Origin of the sequence: Paraburkholderia dipogonis (assembly GCF_046027395.1) — a bacterium.
GTDB classification, from domain to species: domain Bacteria; phylum Pseudomonadota; class Gammaproteobacteria; order Burkholderiales; family Burkholderiaceae; genus Paraburkholderia; species Paraburkholderia dipogonis_A.
Genome location: NZ_JAQQEG010000001.1, coordinates 118,623 through 137,777 on the forward strand (window position 1 = coordinate 118,623; position 19,155 = coordinate 137,777).

General features: G+C 60.3%; 16 protein-coding genes and 1 pseudogene. 10 read left to right on the forward strand and 7 right to left on the reverse strand.

The genetic code is table 11. From position 1 onward, the window contains the following. Window positions 1–78 precede the first annotated feature (78 nt). Together PQR32_RS00520 and PQR32_RS00525 are read right to left on the reverse strand one after the other, a co-directional pair. The gene (locus tag PQR32_RS00520; RefSeq protein ID WP_408221630.1) at window positions 79–669 is read right to left on the reverse strand and encodes a hypothetical protein; all 591 of its coding nucleotides are present in this window, start codon (window positions 667–669) and stop codon (window positions 79–81) included. Window positions 670–1,043: 374 nt separating this feature from the next. Next, entirely contained in the window at window positions 1,044–3,560 is a 2,517-nt protein-coding gene (locus tag PQR32_RS00525; protein ID WP_408221631.1) for a dermokine domain-containing protein, read from the reverse strand. A gap of 355 nt (window positions 3,561–3,915) precedes the next feature. Between PQR32_RS00525 and PQR32_RS00530 the strand changes: the two genes are divergently transcribed. After that, on the forward strand, window positions 3,916–4,677 hold the full coding sequence (locus tag PQR32_RS00530) for a bestrophin-like domain (protein WP_408221632.1): 762 nt from the start codon (window positions 3,916–3,918) through the stop codon (window positions 4,675–4,677). Between the two features lie 51 nt (window positions 4,678–4,728). Here PQR32_RS00530 and PQR32_RS00535 read toward each other — a convergent pair whose 3' ends face one another. Beyond that, window positions 4,729–5,769, reverse strand: coding sequence for a transporter (locus PQR32_RS00535; protein ID WP_408221633.1), 1,041 nt, complete (start codon window positions 5,767–5,769; stop codon window positions 4,729–4,731). 242 nt (window positions 5,770–6,011) lie between these two features. On the opposite strand from PQR32_RS00535, the gene PQR32_RS00540 reads away from it, so the two are divergent. Then, the gene (locus PQR32_RS00540; RefSeq protein WP_408221634.1) at window positions 6,012–6,296 is read left to right on the forward strand and encodes a hypothetical protein; all 285 of its coding nucleotides are present in this window, start codon (window positions 6,012–6,014) and stop codon (window positions 6,294–6,296) included. 181 nt (window positions 6,297–6,477) lie between these two features. Here the strand turns inward: PQR32_RS00540 and PQR32_RS00545 are convergent, their stop codons facing one another. The 4 genes and pseudogenes from PQR32_RS00545 to PQR32_RS00560 all read right to left on the reverse strand — a co-directional run. Beyond that, window positions 6,478–7,269 carry a hypothetical protein gene (locus tag PQR32_RS00545; protein ID WP_408221635.1) on the reverse strand — a complete coding sequence of 264 codons (792 nt, stop codon included), beginning with the start codon at window positions 7,267–7,269 and terminating at the stop codon, window positions 6,478–6,480. Window positions 7,270–7,280: 11 nt separating this feature from the next. Then, window positions 7,281–8,153: a DUF2092 domain-containing protein gene (locus PQR32_RS00550; RefSeq protein WP_408221636.1), complete on the reverse strand. Its 873-nt coding sequence runs from the start codon at window positions 8,151–8,153 to the stop codon at window positions 7,281–7,283. Window positions 8,154–8,200: 47 nt separating this feature from the next. Further along, window positions 8,201–8,497, reverse strand: coding sequence for a hypothetical protein (locus PQR32_RS00555; RefSeq protein ID WP_408221637.1), 297 nt, complete (start codon window positions 8,495–8,497; stop codon window positions 8,201–8,203). A 552-nt stretch (window positions 8,498–9,049) separates the two neighbouring features. Beyond that, window positions 9,050–9,250: pseudogene (locus PQR32_RS00560) on the reverse strand (acetoacetate decarboxylase family protein); the annotation flags it as partial. Window positions 9,251–9,960: 710 nt separating this feature from the next. Here PQR32_RS00560 and PQR32_RS00565 point away from each other — a divergent pair. From PQR32_RS00565 to PQR32_RS00600, 8 genes are all read left to right on the forward strand, one after another. Then, the gene (locus PQR32_RS00565; protein WP_408221638.1) at window positions 9,961–11,763 is read left to right on the forward strand and encodes a two-component system sensor histidine kinase NtrB; all 1,803 of its coding nucleotides are present in this window, start codon (window positions 9,961–9,963) and stop codon (window positions 11,761–11,763) included. Beyond that, a complete protein-coding gene (locus PQR32_RS00570; protein WP_408221639.1) occupies window positions 11,760–12,395 on the forward strand; it encodes a response regulator transcription factor in 636 nt (211 codons plus the stop codon). The genes PQR32_RS00565 and PQR32_RS00570 overlap by 4 nt, the downstream gene beginning before the upstream one ends. 163 nt (window positions 12,396–12,558) lie before the next feature. Then, a complete protein-coding gene (locus PQR32_RS00575; protein ID WP_408221640.1) occupies window positions 12,559–12,945 on the forward strand; it encodes a response regulator transcription factor in 387 nt (128 codons plus the stop codon). A gap of 150 nt (window positions 12,946–13,095) precedes the next feature. Next, entirely contained in the window at window positions 13,096–13,665 is a 570-nt protein-coding gene (locus PQR32_RS00580; RefSeq protein ID WP_408221641.1) for a lipid-binding SYLF domain-containing protein, read from the forward strand. Window positions 13,666–13,753: 88 nt separating this feature from the next. Continuing rightward, on the forward strand, window positions 13,754–14,230 hold the full coding sequence (locus PQR32_RS00585; RefSeq protein WP_408221642.1) for a YMGG-like glycine zipper-containing protein: 477 nt from the start codon (window positions 13,754–13,756) through the stop codon (window positions 14,228–14,230). Between the two features lie 29 nt (window positions 14,231–14,259). Beyond that, window positions 14,260–14,667, forward strand: coding sequence for a hypothetical protein (locus PQR32_RS00590; protein WP_408221643.1), 408 nt, complete (start codon window positions 14,260–14,262; stop codon window positions 14,665–14,667). 17 nt (window positions 14,668–14,684) lie between these two features. After that, window positions 14,685–15,926, forward strand: a complete 1,242-nt coding sequence (locus PQR32_RS00595) for an efflux RND transporter periplasmic adaptor subunit (RefSeq protein ID WP_408221644.1) — start codon at window positions 14,685–14,687, stop codon at window positions 15,924–15,926. Window positions 15,927–15,939: 13 nt separating this feature from the next. Beyond that, a complete protein-coding gene (locus tag PQR32_RS00600) occupies window positions 15,940–19,155 on the forward strand; it encodes an efflux RND transporter permease subunit (protein ID WP_408221645.1) in 3,216 nt (1,071 codons plus the stop codon).

The following is a 19,155-nucleotide window of genomic DNA, read 5'->3' on the forward strand; positions in this document are numbered from 1 at the left end:
ACCGTAACCGTGAGACGTCAGGTCGATGCAGGTAGGATCCAGGCCGGCCACCTTCGGCGGAGGTGGCCGGCCTGACCCTTACTGCTTGACTGCCGGCTCCACGGAAATGGCGACGGCTTCGGTGTACACGGCCTCTACCTGATCGCCCTTCCTGATATTTGCTAACTGAGCGGGATCCTCCACCTTCAGGTCTACCATGTTGCCCTTGGGACCTTTCAGAGTGACGGTCTTGCTTTTTGAGTTGACCTTGACGACGTCGGCTACGACTTTCACCTGCCTGCCCACGGTGCCTCCGGGCTTGCCCCCAGCTGGCGCGCGTTCCATCATCGGCTGTTCCTCGACAGACCGAATGCCGTCTCCGTCTTTCTTGAGGCTGAGAGTGAGTGCTTCCCGGTAAACGGTCTTAACGACATCGCCGACCTTGATCTGATCAAAGTTACGCGCCTCGTCACCGACGACCACTTCAACGAGCTTGCCATTAGGGCCTTTCAGCAGGACCGTCCTCGTCGCGGGGTCGATTTCCTGCACCGTGGCGGTCACCCGGGTGGTTCCTCTAATGGTTGCCTTACCTGGCGCTTTGGTCACTTCCACGTGGGTTTCCGACTGTGCCCACGCTACATTTGTCATGGCCACCAGGGCGGCGATGACCAGAAATTTTCTATTCCTCATTAACGTCTCCTTTGAAATGCTGAACCTTTAACGGGTAAGCGAACACGAGCGGCCTCGCTGCGGCACGCTGAGGCGCACTCGACACGAGCGGCAACAAACGGCCGCTGAAGTGTCACCATCGACAGTGGGAATCGATCGTCATCACGTCATCCTGCTGCAGCCGATTGAAGAGTCAGCGGAATCGTGGCTGAAATAGGTCCACGCATCCCCAGACTCGCTATAGTCCTCGCGCACGGTTTTCCGCTGCCACTTCACGGGACACCTTCGCCAATCCTTCCAGGGCATCTTCGGTTCGCGCGGTTCCACGAGTCGAATGTCCTTGGAGGTCATGTGGTGGCCTGCTGTGATGCGCGTGTAAGCCCCGTTGCGGGCCACTATCGCCGAAAGCCGCCGCCACCACCGGCACGACCGCCACCACCGCCGCGGTCGGCCTGGGCGACGCGTTGGCTCTGGGCGGCGCCTCGCTGTCGATTCTGCATGTCCTGGTTAAGCTCACCAAAGGAGGCCTGTCCGCTGGGCCGGTTATAGCCACCCCCAGGATTTTGGGGATTACCGCCGCCCGGCCTGTTCGCAGCCGATGGCGCCGTTCGCTGCTGTTGAGCACTCTGTGCTCTTTGCTGAGCGGCGGTGGAGTTGGCCGTCTGGGCGCCAGCGGGGCGCTGCTGTTGAGCGCTCGGTGGTCTTTGCTGAGCGGCGGCGGAGTTGGCCGTCTGGGCGCCAGTGGGGCGCTGTTGTTGGGCGCTCTGTGCTCTTTGTTGAGCGGTGGCGGAGTTGGCAGTCTGGGCACCGGTCGTGCGTTGCTGTGGAGCGCCTTGTGCTTTCGGTTGCGAGCCCTGTGGCGTGGGTTTGTTGACCGAGGACCAGGAGCCATTGTCGTATTTCTGCCAGCTGCCATTGGTGTTCTTGTAGACATTTCCGTCACGCCCAGCGTACATGTCGCCTCCCGCAGATTTGCCCGCCACCGCACGGCCATTGGCATTCGTGCCGGCAATTGCCTTGCCGCCTGCGGAATTCTGATACGTACCGACCGAGCCCCTGGCCGTTGTCGCGTGCTGCGTCGCTGCCCACTGGTTGCCTTTCGTGACAACCGAACTTCCCCATTGGCCGTACGCGTTCGACCCTTGACGCGTAGCAGCATAGGCGCCGGTATAGGGGTTGTAAGCCTGCGCAACGCCGCCGCTTCCATACCGCCCGGAAGCCGTCGCGCCGCGTGCATAAGTACCGGTGCGAGGGTTGTACGATGCGCCCCATTGTGCGCTGCCGTTGGGTCCGTAAGCGCCCCCCCTCACACCACTGGCTCCCGTATAGGGGTTGTAAGTACGATAGCCATAGGGTGCCGGACGCGGATAGTAGGCTGGATAGGGGCCGCGACCCACACCGACATAGGGTGGATAGTAGTACCCGTTGCCTTGTGCGATGATCGCGCCGACCGCCGCGCCTGCGATGAACACTCCGAGATACCCCGCCGTGTAGCTTGCCTGCACGGCGCCGGTCGGGGTCACCTGTTGCGTGACGTAGGTCACGTTATAGACGGGCGAACTGGGCGGAATCGTATAGATGACCTTGGGCACGGATGTGGTGGTTTGCCATGGCCCAGATGGTGATGAAGAATCGAACCACACGCCCTGAGAGCAAACATAGTAACGATTTTCCACCTTGATCACTTTGTCGGGGGTGTTCGTTGCGTACGAGAGTGGTGTGCCTTGAATCGGTTGGAACTGAGGATCGCCGCTGTACGAAACTTTGACTGCAGCGGCCGCCGCGGCCGGGTTGACCTCGACGGTGGTCGGGATCTGCGCGAGCAGCACCGCGTCGTCCGCTTCAGGTGTTCCGGGTACGGAACGTAGGACCCGGGCGGCAGCGCTGTCGCGCGGAATCTTCGCGAAATCGGACGGCAGTTGATTCGTCGCGAACGTCCACGGCCCGGTGGGTCCGGGCGCGGAAAACCACCGGCCGGCGGTCAGATAGTAGTAAGTCTTGTTCGGTGAATAGACGAACACATCGCTGTCCGTATTCTTCGCGAAGACGAGCTGGGTGCCGGGAATCGTTGCATAGACCGGTTGCCCGTCGAAGACAATCAGTTCAGCGGGGGTACTGCTGAAGAACACGCCCGGTGCCTTGGCCTTGCGTCCTTGGGGAGGCGGGATATAGGGCTTCAGGTCTGCCCAGGTGGGATCGGCAGGAACCTTTGACATCTTGGCGGGTAACGTTTTCGTTTCTGCCCATCCACTTTTCAGGTCGGTCGACGTCATCCATGACTGACCGGTGAACAGGTAGTACTGGTGGGCGGCGTTGTCGACGAAGAGCGGCCAGCTTGCGTTGACGACAAACGCGAGGTCGGAATTCTGAATCGGCGCGAGCACCGGCTCACCATCCACAAAGAGCAGGACCGCCGGTCCGAAACTCGCGAAGATCGCCGGTGGGTCGTTCTTGACGGCAGCAACTGGCGCAGCATTTTTTTTCTCCACACTCGCGACCAGGCGGTCAACCGATAAGGTCAGCGACGCCTGCGGATTGAGAAATTTGCGCACGAGCTGGTCCAGCTTCTTGGCGGTCGCGGGGTCGGTGTCGGGAAAGGTGGTACTGGTAATTTGCGGATTGCTGAGAAGTACGTTACGGCTGTCGACGTCAACATCCGTGTGCATGTGGAGCGCAACAATGCCTACCTGCGGTTTGCCGCCACGCGGAGTCACACTTATCGCAATGCGACCGGTCACTTCCTTGAAGTCTTTCCAGTCGTCGATCTGTGGCTGGTAATAGATGACGGTCGCGTCCTCCCGGACAATTTCACGCGGCCAGCCGGGATCTTGAGTCGCGGCGCGGATCGGCTGCACGGCCGACAATGCCAATGTCAGCATCAACACTCGAACCGGCAGTCTGGATGTTGCCATGTTTCGCTCCTGGCGGCCTCAATGACATTTCCGCAGTACGACCAGAGCCAGGGACGGAATGCGAATTGCCCGACACGGGTACACAGGGTCTGGCGGATGGGTCGCTTTCGCCGTCAGTGACGCAGACCTAGAAAGATAGGAGTACCACTGCGAGTATGCAATTGGACCTTGGTTCAATTGCATACTGCGGTGCTGCGCGCAAGATGCAGATTGGGGACGGGTATGGCTGAGCTTCGTCAGTCGTGCGCTTCATGAAACACGAGGCACGTCGGCCCACGGGAGCACGGGCGCGGGAAGCGCTTCGCTTCGAAGACCGGGGCGTTTACCCGTACTATCCGGGACGGAGGATTGCAGGATGAACCACCTCGTCGTCGCACTGATTGTATTCATCGTTGTTTTCGGCAGCGCGTTAGCATGTTCCTACCTGCGCGCCGTGCTGCCGCAACACCACCTTGGCGACGAATCGATCAGTATGGTTAAACTGACGACCGGCCTTCTCGCTACTCTTGCCGCGTTAGTCCTTGGTCTGCTCATATCATCGGCGAAAGGCTCTTTCGACACGACGAACGGGGAGATTGTGCATAGCGCCGTCAACATCGTGCGTCTTGATCGCGTGCTGGCCAGATATGGGCCGGAGACACGCGATATCCGTGCCCAGCTTAAACGCAACACTGCGGCGTCGATCGCGTCACTCGCTGCCGGCGATCCGGCCCAAGTCACGCGAATGGCTGGCCCCGAGGCGGTGGCCAAGGCGGAAGACTTTCAGCGTCAGGTGGAAGACCTCGCGCCGCACAACACGGCGCAAAGTCAATTGCAGGCAAAGGCGTTGCAGATTATCGATGAGGTTTACACCGCGCGCTGGCTGGCTTTACTCCAGGAGAAAGCATCAATGCCGGTGCCGATGCTAGTCGTCCTGGTATTGTGGCTGGCCATTATTTTTGGCACGTTTGGCTTGTTCGCCCCGCGCAACGGTACGACTGTCACTGTCCTTATCATGGGCGCGCTGTCGGCAGCCGGAGCAATTTTCATGATCCTGGAAATGAATTCACCGCTCGACGGAATAGTCAAAGTCTCCCTTGGACCCATGCGCGCCGCGCTGGCCATAATCGGGCAGTAATCGCGCGATCGCGGAGGCGTTTGCTCTGCCGGTCACTTTGCTCAAGTCTCATCAACGATTGAACCAACGATACTGGAGCGCGACCGAGACCGTCTGGAAATTGCCGCCGACGCGTGTTATCAACCCCCGCGACCACGCCAGCTTCGCCGACCACTTTTCGGCAAGCGGAACCGACAGCGTGACGCCGTAGCGCACACTGCGTTGCAGGTCCTGATCCTGGACGCCATTGACGCTTGTCCGGCCCCCTGTGAAATACGTCACGTCGGCCGCGAGCCATAGTCCGGGTCGCCAGTTGTAGCCGCCATGCAATTGGAACACGGGCATTGGATTCTGACTACGGCTCCGACCGCCGAAAAAATCGCTGTTGTCGGTGAAGAGCCACACGCCCACCGCGCCCTCTGCAAACCAGTTGCCGATCGGCTGCGACAGCCCGAACTCCGGCTTGACCGACCAACGGTTCGCTCCCACGTTGATCAGGCGGGACGGTACGTACTGGCCTGTCGGCGCAACCACGCTCACACTCGCGCCGAAGATGGTGGCGGGGCTGCGCCGCGCGAATTCCTGCGGGGTCATCGGCGGATCGCCGAGAAGATTCACGGCAAACCTGAAGCGGACGTCGCCCAGTCCCGAACGGTACGCATGCTCGGGCATACCCTCGACGTCGCCCGTCACGTTTGCGCTCGCATACGGCATCGATATCGCAACGCTAGCGGTATGGCCGGCGATCCCGAAGCTGTGGGAATAACCGATTGCATAGCTATTGATCTTCGCCTGCACGTTGGTGATCGGCAACGAAGGGTCGAACGAGACATCGCCGCTCGATCGTGAGTAGTTGAGCACCACGAAATTCGTTCCGACCGGCGCAGCCGAATAGGTGCGCGGCTCCATTTCCTGAGCCACCGACAGTGCCGGCCAGAGCAAAGTGACGCAGGCAACTTTCTTTCGAAGGTCCCTGACAGCACTCTTCACCAATTTAATCCTCGGCTGGCGGCCAGATCTGAAGAAGTGGTTGGAGTCGATCGATGTTTTCGGCATTTTCGCGACACTTCGCCTCGGGTCGACGCTCAAGGAGTTCAGCGACGTGAGCAGCATTCATTACGTAGTTTGGTGTCGTTCCGGCATTGCTTCGTTGCGACAACGCCGGAGACGTTTCGCCCAGGATCGATGTGCAAGCTGACGTATAAAAGGCTAGATCATCGCTGCTCGCAATACGACAAAAGTGCAATGTGCGCGAGCGTGAATGCGACTAAACTGGAATATGCGTCAGTCCGGCCGCGTCGTCCCGTCGGGAGGAAGCCGCAAGGATCTTGCGCCGGTCACATCAGGAGGCGACTATGAAAATTCTATTCATGTTGATGTGTGTAGTGCTGTCTTCGAACGCGTTCTCGGAGTGCGTTACCAACGCTCGTGGCGTGACAGAGTGCAACAACGGACAGGCGGCCGGCGGCTATAACGCGAATACGGGCAACGCGTGGAGGGCTCAAAAGAATCAGAACGGCGTGACGACGACGCAAACAAGCAAGGGCGGAGAGGCCAAGACGAAGAACGGCAAGGGTGTCTACAAGAGCCCGAGTGGAAAAACATGCTATCGCAGCGCCAACAGTCAAGGTTGCAATTAAAAATAGAAGATCGGATTCGAATGCGGAGCGGCTCATCGCAACGGACTCACTCTGCTGCAAGAGCTATGGCCACCGCTGGCGCATCAGCATGTTGATCCGCCGATTCTTCCCAGACAGCCGTTGCGACACGGGTTATCCGGATGCTTCGCGAGACGCGACTGCACTGATCAGCGGCGGCAGTTCATGAGGGTGGCGGTATCACGCGGTAGTAGACGCCATTCGCACCATAGGACGGTTTGAACCACGTATTGCCGCACAAATAGTAGGTGCCACTCTGAACCTTGGGCGAGATACAGCCGGCTGGCAGCGCTGCGTAGACCGAACCCATCGCGAACTGTGTGCTGGCAACCGCAGCGGTGTTGTACGCATTAGCGCTGCCGGCTGCCACGCCGGCGTTGTATGCGTTGGTTGTCGCTGCGGCCGTGTTAGCTGACGCGATGGCCGCACCGGCTGCTACGCCGACTACCGCGCCTGCCGCGGCTGCGCCCGCTGTGGACCAGCCGCCGCAGTTGTAACAGCTCGATCCATAATTATTCACGACGGTCGGCGGATGGTAAGCGGGATACGTCGCGCCATAGTAGGGACTGTGGTACGCCGTCGCGCCTGAAGAGCTGGTGTAGGTCGTATAACCGGATCCCGTAGCGTGGGTGGCTGTGCCCCCGTAAGCGTTTGTAGCGGTGGTGCCCTGACCGTACGTATGGGTCGCACTCCCGCCGTAGCGATTGGTAGCGGTCGTTTGTCCCGACCCTTCCTGATGAGTTGCAGTATCGCCATAGCGGCCTGTCGCGGTCGTGCCCTGTCCATACGTGTGTGTTTCGCTGCCGCCTGCGAAGTCGGTGCGGGTGGTCGACGCCGAACCGGGCGCGTGCGATGTGCTGCCACCATAAGCGTTAGCGTGCGACCACGCGCCCGCCGGGCCGGCTGCGAGCGTCGGGATGAGCACACTGAGGAGACGGATGACGACGGTCTTCATGATGCTTACCCTCATTGAGTCTTCGGCGGCTTCATTCGCGGTGGCGGCTTCATTCCGGGCGCCTCACTGGCATCCGGGCGCGCGAACGCGATGTGTGCCGCGTCCGCCGCTTTGGCCAGCACGAAGTTGTCGGCGGGAATGGTCACATCCAGTTGCCAGTTGGACAGTTCCAGCACATGACGCAGCCGGGCCCGATCGTTAAGGTAGACCGCATAGACGCGGCGCGGCAGCTTGTCCTGCGCGCCGATCCAGATCTGCACGAACACGTCCCCGGTGATATAGGCCACCATGTCCGTGGTCGTGTCTCCGACTACGCGCGATTGACCGATATAGAAAGCGACTTTCAGTCCGTCGGCGATGTCCTTGTACGGATCCGCCACGATCACATCGGAAAACGGAAAATAGATCGCTGCGGAATCGAAGGCGGCCTTCAGCGCGGCGTCGATCGTCGGTGGCGCGTCGGCGACGGCGACCAGATTATCCGTGGGTGAGAACGCCATCATCGCCTTGCCGTCGTAGTAAAACTCAGAGGGTGGCCCGTCACCGAGGGTGATGACCTTAAGCTTGTCCGGCCGCTGCAGTGTCACCTCCGATCTGGTCGAATAGACGAGGGGAGGACCGAGGCGGCTCGGACTCTCATAGGATACGACTGCCGTGAATGTCATCGATCGGGCGGAGGCCAGGCGAGCGCACGCCGCTTTGAGGACGTCGATCGCGCGCGGTTCGAGTCCTGGCTGGAACGCCGGCGCGGCGGCCTTCGCGGGCCTGGCCGCTACCTTAGCCGTGTGCTGCGTTTTCTCCGGCTGCTGGGTATGACCGGTCGCCATCAGGCATAGGCCAAGCGCGGAGACGGTAAGGCAGCACAGGAATTTCGCGTATGTCATCGCGGCCTCGACGGGTGGTCCATTTCAGGGGCGCAAGCCGGCGACGATCACGGAATCATGCCGCACTCGAACATCTTGCTGGCAATCGGAGCAGCCACTTTGTCGATGAACGCGGCGCGCATCTGCGGATCGCTGCGGAGCAGTTCTATGGCCTGCTGCTCCTTCTCCGGCTTGGGCCGGCCTTTTTGCTGGGCTTTTTCCTGCCATAACTGCTCGCATGACGATTGCTGATATTTTTGAACGAGCTTGCCGGCAACCATATCCAGAACCGGGTATTGTGCAGCGACCGTTCCCGCGAACAGCAGCGCCGGTACGATCGCAAACCATAAGAGACGCTTGTTCATGACATCGCCCTCACATAGCCATCAATGGGTCATCAGCGGAGAAAAAACGTCGCGATCACCGCTTTCGCAACAATGACCTGGTTCCTGATTTACGCAAGCCGAGTCCTGGAAAGGGCAACCAAACGCACGTGCTCAAGAGACAGATTAGGGAACTAGTGCGGGCACCGATATTGAACCTTGGTCTAATGTGTGTGCGGAAACCGCTGCCTCGTTGCACGTGCCCGAACGTCCCGGTTTCGCTTCGCTGCGTTCAGCGAAGCGGACATTGCCCGGCAAAACATCGGGAAGCCGCGTTGAGAGCTTGGGAATTCTGCAGTTCGGTTCATTTCGACCCGCCGGGGTGGGCGCCCGGCTTGTCGGCGATGGTGCGCAGCACGACGCAAAACCACTCTGCATAGCTGTCGGTCTGATGCGCGGCTCTGTGCGTGCAGGCACGACTCAATGGTTTTGAGGCGCTTGAACACGCGGCGGACCTTGCCGCGTCGTGTCAGCGGTTCGTCGAACTCGCGATCCACTTACTTCGACATCATCGAACAGGGACGTCGAGTCCTACTACGCGAGATAGTCATGGACGACTGTGCCCAACCCGAGCGTCAGGTCCGTCAGGATGTGCACGCCCGATATCACTTCAAGCACAGGCAAAGCCGCAACCGGTGCGAGCGCGTGATGGAACAGCTCAAGTGCGGCCGGCCCATCCCGCGCGCCTTTCACGGTCACGTCCTCGCAAAAATAACGCACGGGCTCGCATATCCGCGATAAGAGCGGCGTCGATCGCGCCAATCGATACGCCCGCGATCCAGTCGGGCGCGACGCCAGCATCAGTCAGGCCCGCATGGATGCCGGCCTGGTAGGCCCCCCAACGCACCTCCTCCCTGAAGGACCACGACGTATGGTCGAACCTGCCTCAGCTCGAGGTTGCGAGTGTATGTACAACGGGGTGGGCATTTGTCATGAGTGTCCCAGGTCGAAGATACCTGTGCGCAACCGTGCGGAATCGGGCATGCGCGAGCTGACTGATTCGCAATGCGCAATAGAGCGCGACCAGTTTCGGCCTGCTCGGCGTGCCTTTATCACCCTGTTCTCTGTGGGGCTGAAATCGCCGCTAGCGGGACCAGCGTCGCCGCACGTAACGCCAATACTGAAGCTAATTACTTGCTATTCCCATTTCGGCGCATGCAGGTTTACCAGTAACGTCCGGACGCCGGGACGACACAGGTCCTTGCCGATTCGAATCTCACGCATTCAGACTACGTGCGACGCCGCGCGTGAACAATTGGCCCTTGGTTCAATACGGTTGATGTTCAGCGTTCCAGAACATCGCCATGAATCGATCGAAGAATGCACGAACTGGACATTTACTATTACTGACATCAGGACTACGATTAATTTGCCGATCAGTTCTATTTTCGTGTGTAGTAGTTACCTGCCTTGTCATACGGCTGGTCACGCCTGCATTTTGTCCTGTGTCGGCCGATCTCACTGCATCGTCGCAGGACGACGCGCTGCAAAGTGACGAACCGGGAATCCGGCAAACACGCTGCCTGAAAAAACGCGCTGGCAAGCGAATGACGGTCCTGACTTCTGGCCCGCTACACAACGTGCAGCGGCGAAATAAGCCTTCGGGTCAGGGCGCGTTGTCTCTCGTCGAAATCCAGAGCGAGCTTTTCCGTCAGCCCATCTCTCGGCGCAAGCTTTTGAGAGGAATTCCGGCCATGAGCATCGTCATGCCAGCGATCATTGTTCTGGAAACCGCCATCATCTTGTTGCTGTTGATGGTGTTTGCGAGGCGCCGGCGAATGGCGCTAGCGATCCCTAGTCTTAAACCGCCAAAGCTTGCGGATTATGTCGAGCACGCGATGACGCGCGTAGCTGCGATGCGTCCGCAGGTTTTCACGATGTCCGCTGGTGCCGGTCCGCGCGACGTCGTATCGCGAGCCGCTTCGTCAGCAGAGAGCCGCGTGGAGCCGCATCAAGTGGCGGAAGAAGCGATTTCGCCAGAAGCAGGTCAATGTGCGCGCGCGGAGCGTCCAATAACGGAGAGAGTCCATGCAACGGCTTCCGCACGATCGGTTCGCCGCCAGTCTCATGAAAGCGGCGGACGATCCGCAGGGTTGAACGATTCTGATGTGCTCGTGAAGGAAAAAGGACGCGGCGAAACGTACTTTCGCGAGGCGCTCGCGCTGTTGCCTATTTCGATTCTGATGCTCGACGAGCGTGGCCGGATGTTGATGGCCAATCCACAAACCGCCAGGCTGTTTGGATATGAATGCGACCAGTTGATAGGCATGCCAGTTGAGCTGCTCGTGCCCACTCTGCATGTAGACAGCGATGTTCCGCTCACAGCCGACTTGTTCACATTGCCGGAATCTCATGAAAGGACGCCATTGCGCGAGTTGTCTGCGCGGCGCAACAACGGCACGGAATTTCAGGTGGAGATCAGTCTGAATGCGTTTCGCTTCGACGACGCCAGCGTCACGCTCGCATTCATCATCGACACAACCGAGCGACACGAACTGGAGCGCAACCGGTGGGATCTCGCGCATCTGACGCGGGTGTCCACAGTGGGCCAGCTTGCGTCATCCCTGGCCCATGAACTGAACCAGCCGCTGACTGCGATCCTGAGCAACGTGCAGGCCGCGCAGCGGTTTCTCACGGCGGACCCCATCGATCTGGACGAAGTGAGAGAGATTCTGAACGACATCGTACAGGCTGACTATCGCGCGAGCGAAGTGATCCGTCGCATTCGCGCGGTCGTCAAGAAAGGCGATCTGGAAGTCGTATCACTCGATCTCGCTGGCATTATTCGCGACGTGGTCCTGCTGGTGCGCAGCGATGCGATCGTGCGTGGCATGCGCGTGACGCTTGACCTCGAGGATGATCTGCCGCCCGTGCGTGGCGACAAGGTGCAGTTGCAGCAGGTCATGCTCAATCTCCTGCTCAATGCGTTCGACGCGATGAGTGAGGTGCCGTCCGTCGATCGCATCGTATCCGTGACGCTCATGCGCGAGAGCAGCAATACGGTTTGCATCGCCATCAAGGATCGCGGCCATGGACTGACCGCCGACAAGCTGGACAAGATCTTTAAGCCATTCTTTACGTCAAAACCCCAGGGCCTCGGTTTGGGATTGTCGATTAGCCGCACCATCATCGACATGCACCACGGGCGACTCTGGGCCGAAAACAACATCGATCGAGGCGCGACATTCTTCATCGCATTGCCAGTTGGGGATGCGACGGAGCAGAATGAATCGCGATACAGGCCATGACAGATTCCGCTTCGCTTGTATTCGTCGTCGACGACGACGATTCCGTGTGCCGCGCGCTGGCGCGTCTGATTAAGTCAGCGGGCTATCGGGTGGAAACGTTCAGTTCGGCACGCGCATTTCTCGACAGGATGCCGGCCGATGCCTGTCCTGCGTGCCTCGTGCTGGATATCCAGTTGCCGGATCTGAGCGGGCTGGAACTGGCGCGCGAACTCAATGCGGCGCTGCCGATCATTTTCATCACGGGGCACGGTGACATCGCGATGGGTGTCGGCGCGATGAAGGCGGGGGCAACCGATTTTCTGCCCAAACCCGTGTCCGATAGTGACTTGCTGCGAGCGATTGAACAGGCGCTCGCGTGCGCGGTGCGAACGCGAGCGAACCGGCGTGAGTTCGACTCTCTTCGTGATCGCGTCGAGCGGTTGACGCCGCGCGAGCGCGAAGTGATGGCACTCGTCGTGATCGGCCTTCTGAACAAGCAGGTGGCAAGCGAACTCGGAACGGTCGAACAGACGATCAAGGTTCATCGCAGGCGCGTGATGGCCAAGATGGAAGCCACATCGCTGGCCCAACTCATTCGCTTCGCAGACAAGGTCGGCCTTTCAGGCGTCGTGGAATCACATGCGGATCGCTGAGCGGTTGCCAGCGGCCCGAACGCCGCGTCGTCCGGGGATGCCATGACGCTTTCTGGCGTCCACATTGCACCAAGGTCCACTATCGGTATTGGCGCCTGACTCGTAGTCTATGGTTTGGGGGAGTGCACTGCCCCGTGCATTCCCGGACACCGGACTACGTGCAATGGGAAAACTCAAATCATTCGTTGTCGTCGTCGATGACGATGAATCGGTGTGCCGAGCGATCAAAAGACTTCTGCGCTCAGTCGGCATCGCTGCCGAAACGTTCACAAGCGGCGACGCGTTTCTCGACGTGTTGTCGTCCATGCCGTCATATCGCCCTGACTGCGTCATTCTCGATGTGCAGATGCCTGGGCTCGATGGACTCGAGGTCCAGCGGCGTCTGTCCGGCAGTGGTACTCCTGTCATTTTCGTCACCGCTCACGATGACATCAGCGCGCGCGAACGCGCCTTTGCAGGCGGTGCGGTCGCCTTCATTCTCAAGCCGTTCAACGATGATCTGTTCATCCGAACTGTACGTGCGGCCCTCGAAGGAGAAGAGCCGTCGTAGTCGGAACACGTGCGGATCCACCCGGTATTAGACCAAAGTTCAATTGTCATCGGACAGGTCTGCTACCAATACTACTGGTACCTGAAGCGCGGCGCAGGTCGCTCCGGGACCCGGTCACGTAGTGACTCCTTTTGAATGGAGCGTCCGATCATGTTCAAGTTTGTCCGCCTGATGGCAATGATTCCAGTCCTGCTCGCGGCAGTTTCCTGTTCGAGCATGAACCCCTCTGCTTCCGCGTCCAGTTCAGGGCGTCCCGAGCTGGAACAGAAAGCACGCGATGCGTATCGGACGCTGGTTGCGACCACACCCAAGGCGGGCGAACTGGCGACGAAGGCAACTGCCGTCCTCGTGTTTCCGGACATCCTGAAGGCGGGCTTTCTGGTTGGCGCGCAGGGAGGAGACGGCGTGATGTTCGGCCCGGACGGCAAGGTGTTGGGCTATTACAACGCGAGGGCCGTGTCATACGGCCTTCAGGCTGGGGCCCAAAGCTTCCATCAGGCGATGTTCCTGATGACACCGGCAGCACTCAGCTACCTGAACAGCAGCGACGGCTGGTCCGTCGGCATGGGGCCGAGTGTCGTTGTCCTGGACGAAGGTGCGGCGAGGTCGTTGACGACGACCACCATGCAATCCGACGTCTACGCATTCATCTTTGGTCAGTCCGGTCTGATGGCCGGTGCTGGCGTGCAAGGCCAGAAGATCACCAAAGTCAGCCCCTGAATCCCTGATTGACCGAGGGACTGCTCGCGCCGGCATCGATTGCCGGTGAGCAGCCGCCGAAACTGCGTTGTCTTGGAGGCGTTTCGCCATGCAACCCCTGATGCGAGTTTCAGCCGGGCTTGTGATGCTGGCGCTGGTGGGCTCAGTCGAAGCTCAGCAGCCGATCATTTATCCGGCGAAGGGACAAAGCCCTCAGCGTCAACAGAGCGACACTGCCGATTGTCAGTTATGGGCAAAGCAGACCACGGGTGTCGATCCCGTTGTGCTCGCGCAGCAGGCTTCCATGCAGCCTGGCGCACCGCCGCCTCAAGGTCAGGTGCTGAAAGGCGCGGCGGGTGGCGCGGCGCTGGGCGCAGTAGGTGGGGCGATTGCGGGTGATGCGGGAAAGGGCGCGGCGATTGGTGCGGTTGTCGGCACGGCGGCGGGCGGGATAAGAAGGCACCGCACGCAACAGGCGGCTGCCGCCCAGAGCCAGTCGAATCAGCAACAGGTATCCCAGCAGTTGGCCACGTATAACCGCGCGACGGCTGCGTGCATGACTGGCCGTGGGTACACAGTGCAATAAGAAGATCGCAAGCAGCAGGAGAGGCACCCATGAACAGAAAATGCGTACGTCTTCCCCTGGCGGCTATCGCGGTGTTGAGCGGGCTCTGTTCGGCCACGTTATCCGCTGCCGAATTCGACGGCAGCAAGCCGCTGCTATGCGCCACCATCGATGCCCACGCCTGCGATCCAGGGGAAGTCTGTCTGCGTGCGTTGCCGTCGGAGTTGGGCGCACCGCAATTCCTGCGCATCGACTTCGCGAAAAAGACCGTTACTGGTCCCCAACGTGTGACACCGATCCGCTTCATGCAAACCGACGCGAGTCAGATTCTCCTGCAAGGGACCGAATTCAGTTTCGGGTGGACGATTGTGCTCGACAGGGAGGACGGCACGATAGCCGTGACGCTCGTCAACCGTGAAGACGCCCTGGTGCTGTTCGGTGCTTGCACCGCCATGTAGCTGCGACGGGTGATCCGATGAAACACGCAACGCTTCACGCATTCCTGCAACGGTGTCCGACGTGCGATCTGCGGCGAGTGTTCGTCTTCGCCACGCTGACGCTCTGCGCGGCTTGTCACAAGCCGGCTGCGCCGCCGCAGGCTGGAGTCGCCGAAGTGACCGTGATGAAGGCGGAGCCGCACGATACGCCCGTGGACTTCGAATTCACTGCGCAAACGCAGAGTTCGCGCGAAGTGGAGATTCGCGCCCGCGTGGACGGCTTTCTCGATAAGCGGGTCTATACCGAGGGGCAACTGGTCCATGCCGGGCAGACGCTCTTCCTGATGGACCCGAAACCATTTGAAGCCGTGCTGCAGACGGCCAAGGGCCAGCTCGCGCAGCAGCAGGCGCGGCTCTATGTGACGAAGGCGAACCTCGCGCGCGTGATCCCGCTCGCCGCGCAGAACGCTTTGAGCAAGAAGGATCTGGACGACGCCACTGGCAACGAGAAGAGCGCGCAAGCGGCCGTGATCGCCGCCCAGGGGCAGGTGCAGACGGCAGAGCTCAACCTCAGCTATACAACCATCAAATCGCCGCTCAACGGTCTGTCGAGCTTCGCGAGACAACAGGACGGCAGCTATGTGACGGCCGGACCGGCCGGCTTGCTGACGTATGTCTACCAGCTCGATCCGATGTGGGTGAACTTCAGCATCTCCGAGAACGAGTTGCTCAGATATCGCGACCAGATCACCAAGGGCGATCTTCGGTTTCCCGCTAATAACGACTTCATCGTGACTGTCCTGCTGGCCGACGGCAGCCAGTTTCCCGATCAGGGCCATATTAACTTCACGAACCCTGCGTTCAGCACGGAAACGGGTACGTTCCTGGTTCGAGCGTCGTTTGCAAATGCTCAAGGCACTCTGCGGCCCGGACAGTTCGTGCGTGCACGCGTGTCCGGTGCGGTGCGCCCGAACGCGATTCTCGTGCCGCAGCGCGCGGTATTGCAAGGCTCGAAGAGTCACTTCGTGTGGGTCGTCGACAACGATTCGAAAGCTCATCAGCGTGTGGTCGAGGTCGGCGAATGGCACGGCGACGACTGGTTCATCACGCAGGGATTGAAGCCCGGCGAGCGGATCGTCGTCGACGGCGCGCTTCGCGTTACCGCCGATACACCGCTGAAGATTGTGGCATCGCCCGCACCCGCTGCAGCAGTCGACGCACCAGAGGAGGGAAGCATCGGTTCGAAGGCGCGCCTATCCAGTACGGTCGCGGCAAAATAAACGGGCGAGCGACATGAACCTGTCCCACTTCTGCATCGACCGTCCGATCTTTGCGTCGGTGATATCGATTGTCATCACGCTTGGCGGCGCCGTGGCGATGTTCAATCTGCCGATCGCGCAGTACCCGGACATCACGCCGCCGCAGATCACGATCTCCGCCACCTATCCGGGTGCGAGCGCCGACGTGGTCGCCAACAATGTGGCCGCGCCGATCGAGCAGCAGGTGAACGGTGCGGACAACATGATCTACATGAGCTCGTCGAGCTCATCGACCGGCAACCTGACCGTCAACGCGTACTTCCAGATCGGCACCAACCCGGAACTTGCGCAGGTCGATGTGCAAAACCGTGTGAACCTCGCGTTACCGCAGTTGCCGCAATCGGTGCAGGCGCAAGGCATCCAGGTGCAGAAGAAGTCGTCGGCGTTCATGATGGTGATCGCGATCTATTCGCCGAGCGATCGCTACGACGCGACCTACATCGCCAACTACGCGAACATCTACGTGCTCGATGCGTTGAAACGCATTCCGGGCGCCAATCAGTCGGCCATCTTCGGTACGCCCGACTACGCGATGCGGATCTGGCTAAAGCCCGATCGAATGGCGCAACTGGGTATTACGGCAGGCGACGTGCAGAGAGCCGTCGCGAATCAGAACCAGCAGTTCGCGGTCGGCCGCCTCGGGCAGTCGCCGACCGGCTCGCCCGTTGAGCAGTCGTTCGCGGTCACGACTACGGGCCGGCTCACCGACCCCGCCGAGTTCGAGAACATCATCATTCGCGCGGCGAGCGGCGGCGCGGCGATCGTGCGTCTGAAGGACATCGGCCGCGCGGCGCTCGGCCAGAAGGACTATTCGATCCGCAGCCGCTATCAGGGCAAACCGGCGACCGTCATGGCCGTTTACCAGCAGCCTGGCGCGAACGCGCTCGACGTGTCGAAGCAGGTGCGTGCGACGCTCGCCGAGATGAGGAAGACGTTTCCGGAGGGGCTCGAATACAGCATCGCGATGGACACAACCGAGTTCACCCGCGCATCGATTTCGGATGTCGTGCACACCTTCTTCGAAGCGCTGGTGCTGGTCGTGATCGTCGTGTTCGTGTTCCTGCAGAGCCTGCGCGCAACGCTGATTCCGGTGCTGGCGGTGCCCGTATCGATTGTCGGCACCTTCATGGGCATGCTGGCGCTCGGTTTCTCGATCAACATGTTGACGCTGTTCGGCATGGTGCTCGCAATCGGCATCGTCGTGGACGACGCGATTGTCGTGATCGAGAACGTCGAGCGCAACATGAACGTGCACAAGCTCAGTCCAAAAGACGCCGCCAAGCGGGCCATGGACGAAGTCTCCGGCCCGGTCGTCGCGATCGTGCTCGTGCTGTGCGCGGTGTTCGTGCCCGTGGCGTTCCTCGGCGGCATCACTGGCCAGTTGTACAAGCAGTTCGCGATCACGATTGCGATCTCGGTGGTGTTCTCGGGGCTGGTCGCACTGACGCTGTCGCCGGCGCTGGCCGCATTGCTGCTCAAGCCCGGCCATCACGAAAAGCGCGGCTTCTTCAGGTGGTTCGACAACAGCTTCGAAAAGATGACGAACAGCTATACGCGTGCGGTCAAGCTGGTCATCAAGCGGTTCGTCGTGGCACTGTTGCTGTTTGTGGGGATGATCGCGCTCGCGGTCGTCATGATGCGCTCGATACCGTCTTCGTTTCTGCCGCCCGAAGACCAGGGCTATCTGCTCGGCGCGATCATCATGCCGGACGCCGCAAGCCTCGATCGCACGGGCGAAGTATCGCAGCACGTCACCGACTACTTCATGAAACAGGAGGCGGTGGGCAGCGTGACGATCGTCGACGGTTACAGTCTGCTCGACAGCCAGAACAAGAACAACGCGAGCACGTTCTTCATCGGCTTCAAGAGTTTCGACGAACGCTACAAATGGGCCAACATCCGCACGCAGAACGCACGGGCGGTGCTGATCGGCGCGTACGAGAACCTGTCGAAAGTGAAGGAGGGCATCATTCTGCCTGTCAATCCGCCGTCGATACCAGGCCTCGGAACGACAGGCGGCACCGAGATGTGGATTCAGAGCAAGGGCGACGGCACGACCGCGCAACTCGCGGACGTGGTGGACAGATTTCTGGAGAAGGCAAAAAAACGACCCGAACTGGCACGCGTGACATCGACCTTCAATGCGTCGTCGCAGCAATTGCTCGTCAACGTCGACCGGGACAAGTCGGAAACGCTCGGCGTTCCGGTCGAGGAAGTGTATAGCGCGATGCAGACCATGTTTGGCTCGCTATACGTATCGCAGTTCAACCGGTCGAGCCGCCTGTGGCAGGTCATCCTTCAGGCTGAACCAGCGTACCGGTTGACGCCGCAGGATCTGAACCAGATCTACGTGCGCAGCAAGACCAACAGCATGGTACCGCTCAAGGCTGTCGTGACCTCCCAGTACGTGACGGGTCCCGATCTCATCACGCGCTTCAACAACTTCCCCGCAGTGAAGATCACGGCCAACGGCGCGCCGGGCTATAGCTCGGGGCAGGTCATCTCGACGTTGGAAGATGTCGCGGGTGAAGTGATGACGTCGGATTACGGTGTCGGCTGGAGCGGCGAAGCCTACGAGGCGAAGCAGTCAGGGGGCACGTCGAGCCTCGTGTTCGTGTTCGGTCTCATCATGGTGTTCCTGATTCTCGCCGCGCAATACGAGAAATGGAGCCTGCCGGTCGGCGTATTGATGGCAGTGCCTTTCGCGTTGTTTGGAGCGCTGCTCGCGATCCTGCTGCGCGGCCTCGAGAATGACGTCTACTTCCAGATCGGCCTGACGATGCTGGTCGCCCTTGCCGCGAAGAACGCGATCCTGATCTTCGAGTTCGCGGTGCTGAACCGCGAAGGCGGCGAGTCGGTGTACGACTCCGCCGTTACGGCGGCGACCGAACGGTTGCGGCCGATCGTGATGACGTCGCTCGCGTTCATTCTCGGCTGTGTGCCGCTTGCCATTGCAACGGGTGCGTCGGCCAACAGCCGGCATTCGATCGGCACGGGTGTGATCGGCGGCATGCTCGGTGCGACGGTGATCGCGGTGTTCTTCATTCCGATGTTCTTCTACGTGCTCGAAACGATGTCGGAACGAAGCAGCAAGAAGAAGCCTGGTTCGAGCGATGGAACGCCGCCTGTCGCGCCGTCCGGCTCAGGCGTGCCGACCACCAAACCGTCCGCCCGGCGCGAGGACGACTGA